Raw genomic sequence first — 16504 nt, forward strand, 5'->3', positions numbered from 1 at the left:
CGGGAAGCTAGCCAATCAGTCACCTGACGGAGCGAACCAGCCTTGGATTGGCCTACCCTGCTTACCCGCGAACGCCTCGGAAAGCCCCTGTACAGCCCGGAAGAAGTGGGCCGCAGTCCTTTTCACAAAGACCACGACCGCATCATTTTCTCGGGGGCGTTCCGCCGTCTCGGACGCAAGACTCAAGTTCATCCGGTCCACAGCAACGACCATATACACACGCGCCTGACCCACTCGCTGGAAGTCAGCTGTGTAGGCCGTTCATTGGGCATGCGCGTCGGTGAAAGCATCCGTAGCGCCCTGCCCGACTGGTGTGAGCCCAGTGATCTGGGAATGGTGGTCCAATCGGCCTGCCTGGCCCATGACATCGGCAATCCACCCTTCGGCCATTCCGGCGAAGACGCGATTCGGCATTGGTTCCAGCAAGCCGCTGGACGGGGCTGGCTGGATGCGATGAGTGAAGCGCAGCGCAATGACTTCCTCAATTTCGAAGGTAACGCCCAAGGCTTTCGGGTACTGACCCAGCTTGAATATCACCAGTTCGACGGCGGAACCCGGCTGACCTATGCCACCTTGGGCACTTACCTGAAATACCCATGGACAGCCAGGCATGCCGACTCCCTGGGGTACAAGAAGCACAAGTTCGGGTGCTACCAGAGCGAACTGCCGCTGCTCGAGCAGATCGCGCAAAAACTGGGCCTGCCGCAGCTTGAAGAGCAGCGCTGGGCACGCCACCCGTTGGTGTACCTGATGGAAGCTGCGGATGACATCTGCTATGCGTTGATCGACCTCGAAGACGGCCTGGAAATGGAGTTACTGGAGTACGCCGAAGTCGAGTCCCTGTTACTGGATCTGGTGGGCGACGATTTACCGCAAACCTATCGCCTGCTTGGCCCGAACGATTCGCGGCGACGCAAACTGGCGATCCTGCGGGGCAAGGCCATCGAGCACCTGACCAACGCAGCGGCCCGCGCCTTTGTCGAGCAACAGGATGCACTGTTGGCCGGCTCCCTGCCTGGCGACCTGGTGGAGCATATGCACGGTCCGGCCAAACGCTGCGTCCTCAATGCAAAGGACATGGCTCGGCAGAAAATCTTCCAGGACAAACGCAAGACGCTGCACGAAATCGGTGCCTACACCACCCTGGAAATTCTGCTCAACGCTTTCTGCGGTGCCGCACTGGAGCAACACAATGGTCGAACGCCGTCCTTCAAAAGCCGACGGGTCCTCGACCTGCTGGGCAACAATGCGCCCGATCCGAACGGCCCACTGCACAACTCGTTCCTGCGCATGATCGATTTCATCGCTGGCATGACCGATAGTTACGCCAGCCATATGGCTCTCGAAATGACGGGACGCTCCAGCCACTGACAACTATTGATCGATCGGCTATTACCCCTCCGGTAATGGCCGTTCAGTCCTGAAGGTCAAAAAACTTTCAATGAATACCGAATTCCCCTACAGCATCTGTCGAGTGCACTGATCGAACGTGCGGTTTTGACAGGAAACAATCACGCCTATCGGTTCCGATAGAAGAAGCGTGAATAATATGATGGACGACAGTCTGCGCATCATGCTGGTGGAAGATCACCCATTTCAGCTCAAGGCTACTCAATGCCTGCTTGAGAGTTACGGCTTCATTCATTTAACCACCAGTGACTGTGCCACGGGCGCATTGCAACACATGCTCAGGGCAGAACAGCCGTTCGATATTTTGTTATGCGATCAGTGCCTACCCGAAGTATCCGGTATTGACCTGATAAAAATTGCCAGTCATCAGGGAATGATCAAGCAGGCAATACTTTTAAGTAGCCTGACATCTACCGAACTGAGCGAACTTGAAAGGATGGCATTCCTCAATGGATTGCCATTACTTGGCTGCTTGATAAAACCTTTGAAACAATGCGAACTGAGACACCTATTGAAACTTATTCCATAACCCTTCGAACAGGCGCAGATGAAAAATCTGTGACCTGCAAATTTTCGTCTGATCGCCATAATTAAACAGCAACACTAATTGCGCCAACCGCACCAAAAACCAGTTGACACGTAAGTAATTTCTTTTTCGCGTGTAGGAACTTTCCTATATTGCCATGACGGACCCGTCAGTTCATACGGCACCTCAACTATCTGAGCTAAGGTGCGCGCTTTATCTGAGCTCGCATGGGATTTGATTATGAACTCCGTTTTTATCGTCGACGATCACCCTGTCATCCGCCTTGCCGTTCGCATGTTGCTTGAGCACGAGGGCTTCAAAGTCGTCGGTGAAACCGATAATGGTGTCGATGCCATGCAGATGGTGCGTGAATGCATGCCCGACCTGGTCATTCTCGACATCAGCATTCCCAAACTGGATGGCCTTGAAGTGCTGACCCGTTTCAACGCCATGCATACACCCCCGAGAATCCTGATATTGACCGCGCAATGCCCGACACTGTTCGGTATACGCTGCATGCAATCCGGCGCCTCGGGATATGTTTGTAAACAGGAAGAACTGAGCGAACTGGTGAGCGCCATTAAAGCGGTACTGTCAGGTTATAACTATTTTCCCAGTGAAGCCTTGAACCCTACCCGTGGTGACGAAGCGCGGTGCGCAGAACTCGAACTGTTCAAGTCAGTCAATGACAGGGAGCTCATGGTCATGCAACTTTTTGCACAAGGTCGCAATAACAAGGAAATCGCCAAGGGCATGTTCCTCAGCAACAAAACGGTCAGCACTTATAAAAAACGACTCATGCAAAAACTCAAGGCCAAATCACTGGTTGAACTCATCGAGATGGCAAAACGTAACTCGTTAGTGTGAGGCACAGGATGCCCAGTCGCTTGAAGGACTATCTGCTGATCATGATCACAAGCTTGTGCCTGTGCACCCCGCTGCACGCCGCCCAGGCCTCTGAGCAACTCACCTTGCTCGGTCGTTCAGCCCCCCTGCACCTGAAAGTCGAGCTGGATCAATCACAGCGACATTGGGCCCGAGGTAAACAGGAACTGATCCTGGGTACTTCAGCACCCGACTATCCCCCCTTCGACCTGACCAGCAGCGGTCATGACTACGAAGGTTTTACTGCGGACTACGCGGGCATTCTTGGCAAGGTCCTTGACCTGCCCATCAAGGTCCGGCGCTTCAACTCCCGGGGAGCTGCAATCGAAGCACTCGAAAACGGCGAGGTAGACCTGCTGGGCACCGCCAACGGATTCGAGGCGAGCAATGACCACATCGCGCTTTCCAGGCCCTATGCGGTAGATCAACCGGTCCTGGTGACACGTGAAGGCGAAACCCGCACGCTCAATGATGGGCTGTCCGGGTTGCGGCTGAGCATGCTTTATCACTACTTGCCCCTGGAGGAGGTAAAGGCCCTGTATCCGAAGGCAATCATCACGTCCTACCCCTCCTACCAGAACGCGATCAATGCCGTTGCTTTCGGCCAGGCCGATGTTTTTCTCGGTGACACCGTTTCAACCCACTACATGATTAACAAGGGCTATCTGAACAACATTCGCATGGCCAGTTTCGGCAAGCACGAAGCCCATGGTTTCAGCTTTGCGGTGCACAAGACCAATCCACAACTGCTCGACATCATCAACACGACGCTCAAGGCTATCCCCGCCAGCGAACGGGAAAACATCGCCAAGCGCTGGAGCGCCGGGAGCGATATCCTGCTCACCGACCAGAAACTGGAGCTCAGTTACAATGAGGAGCACTGGCTGGCGCAACATCCGGTGGTCCGGGTGGTCGTCAATGAGGCCTATGCGCCACTGACTTTTTTTGACAGTGCCGGCAACTTTCGCGGAATTGCCGCTGATCTGCTCGAGTTGATCAGGTTGCGTACCGGCCTGCGCTTCGATATTCAGCGCAGCCGCAGCGACAGCGACATGATCGAGCTGATCAAGACCGGTCAGGCCGACCTGATCGCCGCGCTGCTCCCCAGCGCGAAACGGGATAACTTGCTGAACTTTACCCGTCCCTACCTGCAGAACTCCTACGTCCTGTTGACACGCAAGGCGCACGACAGTCCGGCGAACCTTGCCCAGCTCAAGGGCAAGAGCCTGGCAATTGCCCGAGGCAATCCCCTGGTCGAGTATCTGCGCCGCGAGTTCCCGCAGATCCGGTTGATCAAGACCCCGGACACCTTCAGTGCCGTAGAAATGCTCGCCGAAGGCCGGGTAGAAGGCGCAGTGAATTCGTTGGTGATCGCCAATTACTTCATCGCCTCGCAACTGTTCGAAACCGATCTGCAAATCAGCACCACCATCGGCACCCGGCAGGCGGCGTTCTCCCTGGCAACCGGGCGCGATGCCACGGAACTCAATGACATCCTCAACAAGGCACTGTTGAGCATCGCGCCACAGGAACTGGGCGTCATCAATAACCGTTGGCGCGGCTATTCGGCTTCCTCGCAAAGTACCTGGCACAATTATCAACGGCTCTTCTATCAGATCGTCATCGGCGCGGGGTTACTGTTGTTGATCTCCGTGACCTGGAACGCCTACATGCGGCGCCAGATCAATCAACGCAGGGCGGCCGAGCGAGCGCTGAACGATCAATTGGAATTCATGGGTTCATTGGTCAATGGCACGCCTCATCCAATTTATGTACGTGATCGTCAAGGACTGCTGCAAAGTTGCAATGACAGTTACCTGCGAACCTTCAATACCAAACGCGAAGACGTGATCGGCAAAAGCGTGATCCAGGGCACCCTGGGCAACGCTTTCGAAGCTCGGGAGTACCAGGTCGACTACCAGCGTGTCGTGACCGAGGGCACGCCCATGATCCTTGACCGTGCGCTGCACATTGGCGACCGCCGGTTGACGATCTATCACTGGATTCTCCCGTACCGTGACTCAAGCGGTGAGGTCCAGGGCATCATTGGTGGCTGGATCGACATCAGCGAACGGCGGCAATTGCTCGATGACCTGCGTTGTGCCAAGGAACGTGCCGACGAAGCGAACCGGGCCAAGAGTACGTTCCTGGCAACCATGAGTCATGAAATTCGCACCCCGATGAATGCCGTCATCGGCATGCTCGAACTGACGCTCAAACGCATCGAACTCCAGCACCCGGATCGTCCCGCCATTGATGTGGCCTACCACTCGGCGAGGGACCTGCTGGAACTGATCGGGGACATCCTCGATATTGCCCGCATCGAGTCCGGACACCTGAGCCTGAACCCGGAACGGGTCAATCCAGAGGAACTCGTGGCGTCGGTGGCGCGTATTTTCGATGGACTGGCGCGACAGAAGGGACTCGAATTGCAATTGGAATTCAATCCGGCCAACCCGACGATCGACGTGTTGCTCGATCCCCTGCGCTTCAAGCAGGTGTTGTCGAACCTGGTCAGCAATGCCATCAAGTTTACCGAGCACGGCCAGGTCAGGATTATTGTCGCACTGCACCTGACCGAAGAACCCAACCAGGTTCAAATGCTGCTGCTGGTCGAAGACACTGGCCCGGGAATCAGCCATGAGGATCAACAACGCCTGTTCGAACCTTTCGCCCAGGCCGGAAATGCAGCTCAGTCGGCCAGGGGGGGTGCCGGGCTTGGCCTGGTAATCAGCCGCAGCCTGTGTGAGATGATGAACGGCAGCCTGCAGTTGAGCAGCCAGCCTTGCGTCGGTACCCGGGTGAGGATTTCATTGCCGTTACCCACACTGCCTCGCCAATCACGGGAGCAAATAGCTGAGCCCCCCATCCACTGCGCCACGGTCCCATTGAATGTGCTGGTGGTCGACGACCACGCGGCCAATCGTTTGCTGATGTGCCAGCAGCTGGAGTTTCTGGGCCACCGATTCAGCGTCGCGGCAGATGGCCAGGCTGGCTTGGACGCATGGAAATCCGACACATTTGACCTGGTGATCGCCGATTGCAACATGCCGGTCATGAACGGATACGAACTGGCCCAAGCCATTCGTCGACATGAACAGCACACACAATTGCCACGCTGCACCCTCCTGGGCTTTACCGCCAATGCTCAACCGGAAGAGATTCAACGGTGCAAACAGGCCGGGATGGACGACTGCCTGTTCAAGCCGCTGTCCCTGGCCGCCCTGGGTCAATGGGTCAAGGGCATCCAGCCCGCGGCCGCCGCACCAGCCTTCAGCCAGCAAGGCTTGCATGTGTTGACGGGGGGCAATCCGACGTTAAACCTGCGCCTGCTGACCGAACTGCTGAACAGTAGCCGCCTGGATCGACAGGGCCTGCAAGCGCTGTCAGGCACACAGGAACCACAGGCATTTCTCGACATTGCCCATAGAATCAAGGGCGCCGCCCGAATCGTCCAGGCCACTCGGTTGATCGACAGCTGCGAGGCGCTCGAGGCTGCCGGCCATGCCCCCTTCTCCCCCGAGAAAGTAAGCGAATGCTGCGACGCCGTAGAGCGCGCCTTGCTCGAACTGGAGCAGGCATTGCTGCAACAAATCGAGCAAAACGCCCCCTGCACAATGAGCGAGCCTTAACTATGCTTGGACGCGGAGCAGTGTGTTAACCATCACGGAGTGACCTGCATGCCCAGCCCACTGCGTCCGGATCAACGCCGTTTTCCCCTGCACGTTCATATCAGCGTGATGTTCACTTGCCTGCTGTTGCTGACCGGGATCGTGCTGGGCATTTTCAACTATCAGCAAACCACGCAAATCATTCTGTCGAGCAGTGAAAAACTGTTCAGTCGAATTGAGCAGGACGTGCGCCTGGACCTGCACGCCACCTATGAACCGATTCGGCACCTGCTGAGCCTGTTGACGCATACCCCTGCCACCCAGGCGCTCGATCTGCAGCAGCGCCTGGCGTTGCTACTGCCCTTCAGTCAGTCACTCCAGGACAACCCCGACCTGGCTTCGCTGTACGTGGGGTACGACACCGGTGACTTCTTCATGGTTCGCCCGCTGCGCACCCCAGATCAGAAGGCGTTACTCAAGGCCCCGGATACCGCGGCCTACCAGGTCTGGAGTATCGAGCGAAACAGCAGCGGCCAGGTGCATTCGCAATCCTTGTTTTTTGATCGGGACCTGACGCTCGTCAGCCGTCAGGACAACCCTGAAGAAATCTACGATCCGCGTGGCCGCGCCTGGTTTATCAGCGCCAGCCAAAACGCTGACCAGATCACCACCGAACCCTACGTTTTTTTCTCGACCCACAATGTCGGTACCACCCTGGCACGGCGCAGCGGCGAGCATGCCGTACTCGCTGCCGACCTGACCCTGGCCGAGCTTTCGGCCACACTGGCCAAACATGTGGTGACGCCCGCTACCGAGATCGTGCTGTTCGACGCGCAAGGCAATGCCATCGCTTATCCCGACAGCCGTCGCCTGATCGTTGACGATCAAACCGCCCACCTGAGCAAGGCCGCCGACCTCAGTCCCGCCCTGCAGGCGCTGCTCAGTACACCTGCGCCGGGTAATCGCCTGACTGCCATGGGCCGTCAATGGATTGTTGCGCGTAGCCGCATGCAGGAAGGCGGCCCCCAGGGGCTGCAACTGGCAATGCTGATACCTGAAGATGAACTGCTCGTCGATGCCTACCGCATGCGCTGGCAAGGCGCACTGATTACCCTGGCGACCCTGCTGCTGTGCGTACCACTGGGTTGGCTGACGTCCAGGATCCTGGTCAAGCCCCTGCGCTCCCTCGTGCAGGAAGCGGATGCCATTCGCAGTTTCGATTTCAACTTTCCGGCCACACGCCGCTCTCCGGTACTTGAGGTCGACCAGCTAAGCCTTTCCATGGAGCGTATGAAAGATACCCTGGCAAGCTTTTTCCAGATCACAGACAGCCTGAGCGCCGAGACCCGGTTTGCCCCATTGCTGGAGCGGGTGCTGTTTGAAACGGTAAGGATCGGCCGGGCCCAGGCTGGCCTGATCTACCTGCGCGAAGGGGATGGCGACCTCATGGAACCCCAGGGCCTGGTGATCAACGACACCGCACACGCCCTGTCTTCATTCGACCTTCGCGCACACGCATTCAAGGACACAGACAGCCCCGCCTGGCTGCAGCAGCTGTCGACAGCCGACAACGTTGTCACCCACCTGGGCTTCGAACAGGCGGGGGATCTCCAAAAAGTCCTGCTGGCAATGGCCTGTCCCCGCGTTCACCTGATCGGCATCCGCTTGCACAATCGTCACAACGAAACCGTCGGCCTGTTGGTGTTTCTGCTGGCCGACAGCGGCAACCAGAGCGACCTGGACAAACTGCGTCCCGACCGCATTGCATTCCTGCAGGCGGTGTCCGGTGCCGCCGCTGTGAGTATTGAAAGCCATCGCTTGCAGGACCGGCAAAAAAAGCTGCTGGACGCCTTCATCAAGCTGCTGGCCGGTGCGATAGATGCCAAGAGCCCCTATACCGGTGGCCATTGCCAACGAGTTCCGGCGCTGACGTTGATGCTCGCCCAGGCCGCAGCAGCCAGCCAGGACCCGGCTTTCAGCGGCTACCAGCCTACGGACGATGAGTGGGAGGCGCTGCACATAGCCGCCTGGCTGCACGACTGCGGCAAAGTGACAACCCCGGAATACGTCGTCGACAAAGCCACCAAGCTCGAAACCCTGAACGACCGCATCCACGAAATACGCACCCGCTTCGAAGTGCTCAAGCGCGATGCCTGGATCAACTATTGGCAAGCCATTGCCCAAGGTGGCGATGAGCAGCCCCTGGCGCAACAGCGCGATGCCACTTTGGCGGAACTCGATGACGATTTCGCCTTCATCGCCCGCTGCAACCTCGGCGGCGAGACCATGGCCGAAGCCGATCTGCAACGCCTGCGCAGTATCGGTCAACGCACCTGGACGCGGACCCTGGATGACCGCCTGGGAGTTTCCTGGGAGGAGAACCAGCGCCAGGCACGCACGCCCGCACCGACGCTGCCCGTCTGCGAGACGTTGCTGGCGGACCGGCCCGAGCATCTGTTCGAACGCGCCGAAGCCGAAGTGATTGCCGAGGATAATCCCTGGGGTTTCAAGCTCGATGTCCCGCATTACAAGTACAACCGCGGCGAACTCTACAACTTGAGCATTACCCGAGGCACCCTGACACGCGAAGAGCGCTACATCATCAACCACCACATGGTGCAGACGATTCTGATGCTCAACCACCTGCCCTTCCCCGAGCATCTGGGCAACGTAGCGGAGATCGCCGGCGGTCACCACGAAAAAATGGACGGCACGGGTTATCCGAAACGCTTGAAGCGTGAGCAGATGAGCCTGCCGGCGCGGATGATGGCGATTGCCGATATCTTCGAGGCGCTGACCGCCGCCGACCGCCCCTACAAGAAAGCCAAGACCCTGAGTGAAGCGCTGGGCATCATGGCCAACATGTGCCGGGATGCCCACATCGACCCACCGTTGTTCGAACTGTTCATCAACGCGCAGATCTATCTGCAGTACGCCCGGCGCTTCCTCGACCCACAGCAGGTCGATGCAGTGGATGCGTCAAGCCTGCTGGTCAAGGCAGGCTTGAGAGCGTGATCAGCAGTCGGTCAGGCGCAGGAAAATTGCGGCCAATTGCTCGATGCCCGCTTGATCCTGCGCGGTGAAACGCGCCAGTTGGGGGCTGTCGAGATCGAGCACGCCGATCAGGCGACCGTCCTTGACCAAGGGCACGACCAGTTCGCTGTTCGACGCACTGTCGCAGGCGATATGCCCGGCAAACGCGTGCACGTCTTCGACTCGCTGGGTTTGCAAGGTCGCCGCCGCCGTCCCGCACACGCCCCGGCCGAACGGAATCCGCACGCAGGCGATTTGCCCTTGGAACGGGCCCAGCACCAGCTCGCCATCACGATTGAGGTAGAATCCGGCCCAGTTCAAGCCCTCGAGTTGATTGAACAGGAACGCCGAAAACTGAGCGGCGTTGGCAATGAAATCACGCTCATCCGCCAGCAAGGACTCCAGCTGCGCGTGCAGCATGCCATAGCCCTCGAGGCCCTGGCCGCTCTTTTGTAAATCGATCATGCCTTGTGCTCCAACAGTTTCAGCCCCACCCAATAGCGGGCAAATTGATACGCGCAACGTCCGTTGCGATTGCCCCGGCCCGTGGCCCAGCGCACCGCAAGGATGTCCAGCTCTTCGGTGCGTTGCCACGGCAGGCCTGCCCTGTCGGCCAATTGACCGATCCAGTGTTCGACCACATCGAGGAAGTGCTCCTGGGTGAACGGATAGAACGATAGCCACAACCCGAAGCGATCCGACAGGGCGATCTTGTCTTCCACTGCCTCGCTGGGGTGCAATTCACCATCGACCCGTTTCCAGTTTTCGTTATCGCTTTCCTTTTCCGGCACCAGGTGTCGACGGTTGGAGGTGGCGTACAGCAACACGTTGTCCGGTGCCTGTTCGAGCGAACCGTCGAGAACGCTTTTGAGCACGCGATAATCGCCCTCGCCTGACTCGAACGACAGGTCATCGCAGAACAATACGAAACGCTGCGGTAGCTTGGCGAGCTGCTCGACCACCCGCGGTAAGTCCGCCAGGTGATCACGCTCGATTTCGATCAGGCGCAGACCAGCCTCGGCGTGCTCAGCCAGCAAGGCGCGCACCAGCGACGATTTGCCAGTGCCACGCGAACCCCAGAGCAGGGCGTGGTTGGCCGGCATGCCATCGAGGAACTGGCGGGTATTTCGTCCCAGTTGCTCCACCTGGCGGTCGACGCCGATGAGGTCGCTCAGACGCATGTCCAGGCTGACCTGCAGTGGCAGCAGAAAACCGCTGCGCCCCTCACGCTGCCAGCGCGCAGCCAGGCAATGGGTCCAGTCGATGGCTTGCCGAGGGGTGGGCAACAACGGTTCGATACGGGCCAGAACGGCATCGGCACGTTCAAGAAAAGCATTTAATCGGGAATCCACGTCTTCTCCTCGGGCACGTTCACAGTAATGATGTCGATACAGCAACGAAATACAGCGTTCGATGAACGGTCAACCGCCCTGTAGCGGGGCTCGCGGGATCACCCTGCATGATCGACTATGCTTGAGCAGCGAAGGAAAACGGAAGTGATTCAACACCCCATGGACATCAAGTTCACCAACCGGCTGTCTTACAAACAAGCGCGGCTCACCGTGCTGGTCGGTTTTGTTCTGGGTATGCTGCTCAGCGTGCTGCAAATAGGCATCGATTATGCCAGTGAAGACGCCTCCATCAACCGCGAAATCCTGTCTTTACTCGAAATCAGTCACAACCCCGCCTCGCGCATCGCCTACAACATCGACGCCGAACTCGCCCAGGAACTGACCTTGGGCCTGTTGCGCTCACCTGCGATCGTCGGAGCGAAGCTGACAGACAACAACGGCAGTATCCTGGCCAAGGTCAAGCGTCCAGGCCTGCAAAGCGACTATCGGGTCTTGAGTGACCTTCTGTTCGGGGCCAACAGGCAGTTCGAAGACCGCCTGTACCTGGATCATTTGCCCAACGAATCCCTGGGTACCCTGCAATTGGACGTCGACACTTACTCGTTCGGCTACCGATTCCTGCGGCGGGCCGAGGTAACCCTGATCAATGGTTTCGCCCGCAGCCTGCTCCTGAGCGGTATCCTGCTGGCGCTGTTCTACGTGATGCTGACCAAGCCGTTGGTGCGGGTCATCCGCGAACTCAGTGGCCGCGATCCGCGCAGCGCGGAGCCGACCTCCCTGGAATGTCCGGCGGGGCATGCCAACGATGAAATCGGCGTACTGGTGAAAGTCGCCAACCAGCAATTCGAAAACATCGCCACCGAAATCCAGCAGCGACGCAACGCCGAAAACCGTCTGACCGACTATCTTGGCCAGCTGGAAAACATCGTTTCGGCACGCACCACCGAACTCAAGACCATCAACGCCCGGCTCAGTCAGTCCAACCAGGAGCTGGAAGTCGCGCGCAGTACCGCCCTGGACATGGCCGAAGCGCGTTCAGTGTTCCTGGCCAACATGAGCCACGAAATTCGCACACCCCTCAATGGCCTGCTGGGCATGATCGCGCTGTCGCTGGACGGCCCGCTGTCTGCCGAGCAACAGCAACAGCTGGCCATCGCCCATGACTCGGGCAAAGTGCTGGTGGAGTTGCTCAACGATATTCTCGACCTGTCGAAATTCGATGCCGGCCAGCTCGAACTCGAGCACATCCCGTTCGACCTTGGTTCGCTGGTCGAAGACACGGCCAACCTGCTGTCGCAGAACGCCGCACCGAGTGTCGAACTGACCTGCCTGATCGATCCGGACTTTCCTGCGCTGGTGCTCGGCGATCCGACACGGGTCCGGCAGATCGTCAGTAATCTGCTGTCCAATGCGCTCAAGTTCACCCGTTTTGGCCGGGTCGATGTGCGTCTGTCGACCTACCAGGATGGCGTCAGCATCGAAGTCTGCGACACCGGCATTGGCATCCCCCGGGATGCTCAGGTGAAGATCTTCAAGCCCTTCACCCAGGCCGGGGCCGGGATCACCCGACAATTTGGCGGCACCGGGTTGGGTTTGGCCCTGACCCACAACTTGTGTGAAGCCATGCAAGGCCGGCTAACCATCAGTTCTGAACCCGGTTTCGGCAGCCAGTTCTGCGCGCAACTGCCCCTGCCCAGTCACACCCGGGCACTGGCCCCGGCTCCCCTGCAGGGCAAGGTCATCGCGATTACCGCCGCCAGCAGCGGTCTGGCGGAACTGCTGAGCCGTGTATTGCCCGGGTGGGGGCTCGATTATCAGCAACGGTCGATCGATGATCCATTGCTCGGCCTGAACCCCGATGTTCTGATCACCGACTGCCCCGAGTGCCTGTTCAACCTGCGCCCTACCGTCGGTGCGCCCATCCTGCTGGTGACCGCTTACGGCAGCTTCATGCCCAGCGAACAAGTCAGCGCCCTCGCCCCCCTGCAGCAGCAGGCGCGCCCACTGGCACGCAATGCGCTGTATCAGACTTTGCGACGAATCTTGCTGGCGCAAACCGACACCCCCATCGATACCCGCGTCGATAGCCACGTCCCGCAGAGACGTGCGCGAGTGCTGCTGGTGGAGGACAACCCGGTCAACCAACTGGTGGCCAAGGGCATGCTGGGTAAACTCGGTTGCGACGTGATTGTCGCCGCGCACGGAGCCGAGGCGCTGGATCAATTGGAAGGCCGCGACTTCGATCTGGTGCTGATGGATTGCAATATGCCGGTCATGGACGGCTATGAAGCCAGTCGGCAAATCCGTCGCAGTGGTCGGTGGCCGCAACTGCCCATCGTCGCCCTGACCGCCAACGCCATGTCCGAAGAACGCGAACGCTGCCGTGCGGCGGGCATGAGCGACTACCTGGCCAAACCTTTCCGCCGGGAAGAGCTTGCCGCCCTGCTGGACGTTTGGATACCAGCTACGACAACGCCTTGATTTGCCCCAGCAAGTGGTCAAGGCCGTCGCGCAGGTCATTCAGCCGATCCAGATCCACACCGCTGTCGCATAACAGGCGGGCCTTGAGCGGCCCGACCTGATCACGCAGTGCGGTGCCCTTGGGCGACAAGCTCAGGTGTACCTCGCGCTCATCGCGCGCCGAGCGCTGACGCTGAACCAGTTGCAACTGTTCAAGACGCTTGAGCAGGGGCGTCAGCGTACCGGAGTCCAACGCCAGGCGCTCACCCAGCGCCTTGACCGTCGGCTGCTCCGGGGCAACCGCCTGCCATTCCCACAACACCAGCATCGCCAGGTACTGCGGATAAGTCAGGCCCAACTGATCGAGCATCGGCTTGTAGGCGCGAATGACCGCGCGGGACGCCGCATACAGTTTGAAGCAGAGCTGGCTGTCGAGGCTCAGCGAGTCGACGGACAAGCTGTTCATTTGAGCAGTGCTTCGATCTCACCGCTCAAGTCCTGCGGCTTGGTCGCTGGTGCGAAGCGCTTGACCAACTGGCCGTCCTTGCCGATCAGGAATTTGGTGAAATTCCACTTGATACCTTGGGAACCGAGCACACCCGGTGCACGCTTTTTCAACTGCACAAACAAGGGATGGGCGCCGTCGCCATTGACTTCAATCTTTTTGAACAGCGGGAAACTGACACCGTAGTTCAGCTCGCAGAACTCGCTGATCGCCCCTTCGTTGCCCGGTTCCTGCTTGCCGAATTGATTGCAGGGGAAGCCAAGCACCACCAGGCCTTGATCCTTGTAGGTCTGCCACAGTTCCTCAAGGCCTTTGTATTGCGGGGTGAAACCGCATTTGCTGGCGGTGTTGACCACCAATACCGCCTTGCCGGCGAAATCCGCCAAGGTTTTTTGTTCGCCCTTAATGGTGGTGCAAGGGATGCTTAGGAGGTTGTCGCTCATGATCGAGGCACTCGAAAAGGGGTGATGCGACAAACATAGCGAGCAATTGAATTGTGTGCAATCTAATAAATCCCACCTGCCCCTCAATCCACACTCAATCCCTGTAGGAGCTGCCGCAGGCTGCGATCTTTTGATCTTGATCTTTCGCGATAGAGAGAAAAAACAAAGATCAAAAGATCGCAGCCTGCGGCAGCTCCTACAGGGTTCGCGTTACGAGCGGGGTACCAGGTCCAGGCACACAGAGTTGATGCAGTAGCGCAGGCCGGTTGGCGGCGGGCCATCCGGGAATACGTGGCCCAGGTGCGCGTCACATTTGGCGCAGACCACTTCGGTGCGGATCATGCCGTGGCTGACATCACGAATCTCGGTCATGGCGCTATCGCCGATCGGCGCATAAAAGCTTGGCCAGCCGCAGCCGGAATCGAACTTGGTGCTGGAATCGAACAACGGCTCGCTACAGCAGATGCAGTGGTAGATACCGTCGGTCTTGGTGCCGTTGTACTTGCCGGAAAACGGGCGTTCGGTGCCCTTGAGGCGGCAAACGTTGTACTGTTCCGGATCGAGCATGGCTTTCCATTCTTCCAGGGTTTTTTCCAACTTTTCCATCATCACACCTCAGCAACTGAAAAAGCCCGATCTGTACCTTTTCCACGGATCGGGCGGCACGTATGATTGCGCCTCGTCAAACGCCAGTCTGGCAGCCAGGCCACGCGCATTCAAACGGATTTATGGGTGCTGCCTCTCAAGGCGTCAGGCCTGTGTGATTACGCAGGATTCCCAGCACGGTTGTCCACACACCGCCTGGATCGTTCATTTTCGGGAACACATCGCCATGCAGGTCAGCAAATCGAACAAGCTCGCCAACGTCTGCTACGACATTCGCGGCCCAGTGCTCAAGCACGCCAAACGCCTGGAAGAGGAAGGCCATCGCATCCTCAAGCTGAACATCGGCAACCCGGCGCCCTTTGGTTTCGAAGCGCCGGATGAAATCCTCCAGGACGTGATCCGCAATCTGCCCACCGCCCAGGGCTACAGCGACTCCAAGGGCCTGTTCAGCGCGCGCAAGGCCGTGATGCAGTACTACCAGCAAAAACAGGTGGAAGGCGTCGGCATTGAAGACATCTACCTGGGCAACGGCGTTTCCGAGCTGATCGTGATGTCGATGCAGGCCCTGCTCAACAACGGCGACGAAGTGCTGGTACCGGCGCCCGACTACCCGTTGTGGACCGCCGCGGTAAGCCTCTCGGGCGGCAACCCGGTGCATTACCTGTGCGACGAGCAAGCCAACTGGTGGCCGGACCTGGCGGACATCAAGGCCAAGATCACCCCGAACACCAAGGCACTGGTGATCATCAACCCGAACAACCCGACCGGTGCGGTGTACTCCAAAGAAGTCCTGCTGGGCATGTTGGAGCTGGCCCGCCAGCACAACCTGGTGGTGTTTTCCGACGAAATCTACGACAAGATCCTGTACGACGACGCCGTGCACATCTGCACCGCGTCTTTGGCGCCGGACCTGCTGTGCCTGACCTTCAACGGCCTGTCCAAGTCCTATCGAGTGGCCGGTTTCCGTTCCGGCTGGATCGCCATTTCCGGACCGAAACACCACGCCCAGAGCTACATCGAAGGCATCGACATGCTGGCTAACATGCGCCTGTGCGCCAACGTGCCGAGCCAGCACGCGATCCAGACCGCACTGGGTGGCTATCAAAGCATCAACGACCTGGTGCTGCCGTCGGGGCGCCTGCTGGAGCAGCGTAACCGCACTTGGGAACTGCTCAACGACATTCCCGGTGTGAGCTGCGTCAAACCGATGGGCGCACTGTATGCGTTCCCGCGGATCGACCCGAAGGTCTGCCCGATCCACAACGACGAAAAATTCGTCCTCGACCTGCTGCTCTCGGAGAAGCTGCTGGTGGTGCAAGGCACGGCGTTCAACTGGCCATGGCCCGACCACTTCCGCGTCGTGACCCTGCCGCGCGTCGATGACCTGGACATGGCCATCGGACGCATTGGCAATTTCCTCAAATCCTATCGCCAATAAGCAGCCAGTCACCGTGCGATACCAAAAACATCGCACGGTGATTCATTCTGCAACATATGCTCGCGCCCTACCCGTGACCTCACTCCCGATGCCCGTGCACGACCCCATTGCCTGGTCACATCGAGTAACGACGGGCACTTTGTTGCCGGTTGGCTGGCAAATCACTTTGCCATCCCTTGTCGGAAATGCCCTGCAAACAGCTACGCTATTGCTGTAGGACACAGTTTGAAATAGT

12 protein-coding genes are annotated in these 16504 nt (G+C 58.6%); 7 read left to right on the top strand and 5 right to left on the bottom strand.

Going from position 1 to position 16504, the window contains the following annotated elements; genetic code table 11:
* Positions 1-42: 42 nt before the first annotated feature.
* The 5 genes from PSUM_RS23250 to PSUM_RS23270 all read left to right on the top strand — a co-directional run bounded on the left by PSUM_RS23250 (position 43) and on the right by PSUM_RS23270 (position 9447).
* Positions 43-1371, top strand: a complete 1329-nt coding sequence (locus PSUM_RS23250; RefSeq protein ID WP_020796813.1) for a deoxyguanosinetriphosphate triphosphohydrolase — start codon at positions 43-45, stop codon at positions 1369-1371.
* Positions 1372-1549: 178 nt separating this feature from the next.
* Complete coding sequence (locus PSUM_RS23255) at positions 1550-1939, top strand: response regulator (protein WP_020796812.1); 390 nt, start codon at positions 1550-1552, stop codon at positions 1937-1939.
* 237 nt (positions 1940-2176) lie between these two features.
* Complete coding sequence (locus tag PSUM_RS23260; protein ID WP_020796810.1) at positions 2177-2803, top strand: response regulator transcription factor; 627 nt, start codon at positions 2177-2179, stop codon at positions 2801-2803.
* Positions 2804-2811: 8 nt separating this feature from the next.
* Positions 2812-6453: a transporter substrate-binding domain-containing protein gene (locus tag PSUM_RS23265; protein WP_083349613.1), complete on the top strand. Its 3642-nt coding sequence runs from the start codon at positions 2812-2814 to the stop codon at positions 6451-6453.
* A gap of 48 nt (positions 6454-6501) precedes the next feature.
* The gene (locus PSUM_RS23270) at positions 6502-9447 is read left to right on the top strand and encodes an HD domain-containing phosphohydrolase (protein ID WP_083349614.1); all 2946 of its coding nucleotides are present in this window, start codon (positions 6502-6504) and stop codon (positions 9445-9447) included.
* Here the strand turns inward: PSUM_RS23270 and PSUM_RS23275 are convergent, their stop codons facing one another.
* Both PSUM_RS23275 and PSUM_RS23280 read right to left on the bottom strand, forming a co-directional pair.
* Entirely contained in the window at positions 9448-9930 is a 483-nt protein-coding gene (locus PSUM_RS23275; RefSeq protein WP_020796807.1) for a GAF domain-containing protein, read from the bottom strand.
* Positions 9927-10817 carry an ATP-binding protein gene (locus tag PSUM_RS23280; protein ID WP_033044809.1) on the bottom strand — a complete coding sequence of 297 codons (891 nt, stop codon included), beginning with the start codon at positions 10815-10817 and terminating at the stop codon, positions 9927-9929. The genes PSUM_RS23275 and PSUM_RS23280 overlap by 4 nt, the downstream gene beginning before the upstream one ends.
* Before the next feature lie 117 nt (positions 10818-10934).
* Between PSUM_RS23280 and PSUM_RS23285 the strand changes: the two genes are divergently transcribed.
* On the top strand, positions 10935-13298 hold the full coding sequence (locus PSUM_RS23285) for a hybrid sensor histidine kinase/response regulator (RefSeq protein ID WP_083349615.1): 2364 nt from the start codon (positions 10935-10937) through the stop codon (positions 13296-13298).
* Here PSUM_RS23285 and PSUM_RS23290 read toward each other — a convergent pair.
* From PSUM_RS23290 to msrB, 3 genes are all read right to left on the bottom strand, one after another.
* The gene (locus tag PSUM_RS23290) at positions 13282-13743 is read right to left on the bottom strand and encodes a MarR family winged helix-turn-helix transcriptional regulator (protein WP_020796804.1); all 462 of its coding nucleotides are present in this window, start codon (positions 13741-13743) and stop codon (positions 13282-13284) included. The genes PSUM_RS23285 and PSUM_RS23290 overlap by 17 nt on opposite strands.
* Positions 13740-14225 (bottom strand): glutathione peroxidase, encoded by a 486-nt coding sequence (locus PSUM_RS23295; protein WP_020796803.1) that lies wholly within the window; start codon positions 14223-14225, stop codon positions 13740-13742. The genes PSUM_RS23290 and PSUM_RS23295 overlap by 4 nt, the downstream gene beginning before the upstream one ends.
* Before the next feature lie 210 nt (positions 14226-14435).
* Positions 14436-14831 (bottom strand): peptide-methionine (R)-S-oxide reductase MsrB, encoded by a 396-nt coding sequence (msrB, locus tag PSUM_RS23300; RefSeq protein WP_020796802.1) that lies wholly within the window; start codon positions 14829-14831, stop codon positions 14436-14438.
* Between the two features lie 226 nt (positions 14832-15057).
* Here msrB and PSUM_RS23305 point away from each other — a divergent pair, with 226 nt between their 5' ends.
* Positions 15058-16269: a pyridoxal phosphate-dependent aminotransferase gene (locus PSUM_RS23305; RefSeq protein ID WP_020796801.1), complete on the top strand. Its 1212-nt coding sequence runs from the start codon at positions 15058-15060 to the stop codon at positions 16267-16269.
* The last annotated feature ends 235 nt before the right edge of the window (positions 16270-16504 follow it).

It is taken from the genome of Pseudomonas umsongensis, from assembly GCF_002236105.1.
Lineage (GTDB): Bacteria > Pseudomonadota > Gammaproteobacteria > Pseudomonadales > Pseudomonadaceae > Aquipseudomonas > Aquipseudomonas umsongensis.